General features: G+C 66.0%; 1 protein-coding gene. It reads right to left on the reverse strand.

All coding sequences use genetic code 11. The features are described from left to right. The coding region (pyk, locus tag POI8812_RS17525; protein WP_108783912.1) for a pyruvate kinase at positions 1–1,373 on the reverse strand (1,373 nt) is incomplete at its 3' end. Positions 1,374–1,375 lie beyond the last annotated feature (2 nt).

Here is a 1,375-nt window from a genome sequence, read left to right on the forward strand (position 1 = left end):
TCGCCTTCGTAGATGAGTTTTTCCTGGCAGGGGGCGACGCGGAGGATGTTGGTGGTGCCTGGTGTGTTGAAGGGGACGCCTGCGGTGACGATGATTTTGTCGTCCTCGGTGGCAAAGCCCTCGCCCACGGCGGCGCGCACGGCGGCGACGACGGCCAGTTTGAAGCGGTCGACCTCGGGCGTGACCACGCAGTGCAGGCCCCAGACAAGGCTCAGCCGGCGGGCCGTGCCGATCAGCGGCGTGAGCGCGATCACCGGCACGCGCGGTTTCTCGCGGCTCGCCAGGATCGCCGTCGTGCCCGATTGGGTGAACGAACAGATCGCCTTCACGTCGATCGTCTCGGCCACTTCGCGCGCGGCGGTGGTGATCGCGTCGGCCATGCCGCGGCTCGCGCGGGTCCGGCTCGCCTCGATGATCTGGCGGTAGACGCTGTCCTGCTCCACCTCGATGGCGATGTTGTCCATCGTCTGCACTGCCTCGACCGGATAGTCACCGGCCGCGCTTTCCGCACTCAGCATCACCGCGTCAGCGCCCTCATAGATCGCGTGGGCGACGTCCGAGACCTCGGCCCGCGTCGGCACGGGGGCGGTGATCATGCTCTCCATCATCTGGGTCGCGACGATCACCGGCTTGCCCACCTCGCGGCATTTGCGGATCAGCTTTTTCTGGATCGGCGGCACGGCCTGAACCGGCAGCTCCACACCCAGATCGCCGCGGGCGACCATGACACCGTCGGTCACCTCGAGGATCTCGTCAAAGGCCTTCACGGCGGCCGGCTTCTCGATCTTCGCCACGAGAGCGGCGCGCCCCTTGGCAAGCTTGCGCGCCTCTTCCACGTCGGCGGCGCGCTGCACGAAGCTGAGCGCCAGCCAGTCGACGCCCAGATTGCAGACGAATTCGAGATCCTTCTTGTCCTTGGCGCTGAGCGCGGCCAGCGGCAGCACCACATCGGGCACGTTCACGCCCTTGCGGTTCGAGATCTCGCCCCCCACCTCGACCGTGCAATCGGCAAAGGTCTTGTCGCAGGCATTCACCTTCAGCCGGATCTTGCCGTCATTCACGAGCAGGGTGGAGCCCGGCTCCAGCGCCTCGAAGATCTCCTTATGCGGCAGCTGCACGCGGGTGACATCGCCCGGCGCCTCGTCGAGATCGAAGCGGAAGGCCGCCCCCTCCTCCAGCATCACCGGGCCGTCGGCAAAGGTGCCGCAGCGCAGCTTGGGCCCCTGAAGATCGGCCAGAATGCAGATCGGGCGACCCGTCTCATGCTCGATCTCCCGGATCAGCTGGTGACGCTCGGTGATCTCCTCATGGCTGCCATGGCTCATGTTCAACCGGAACACATCTGCCCCGGCCTCAAACAACGACTTGATCATAG

This window comes from Pontivivens insulae (genome assembly GCF_900302495.1).
GTDB lineage: Bacteria > Pseudomonadota > Alphaproteobacteria > Rhodobacterales > Rhodobacteraceae > Pontivivens > Pontivivens insulae.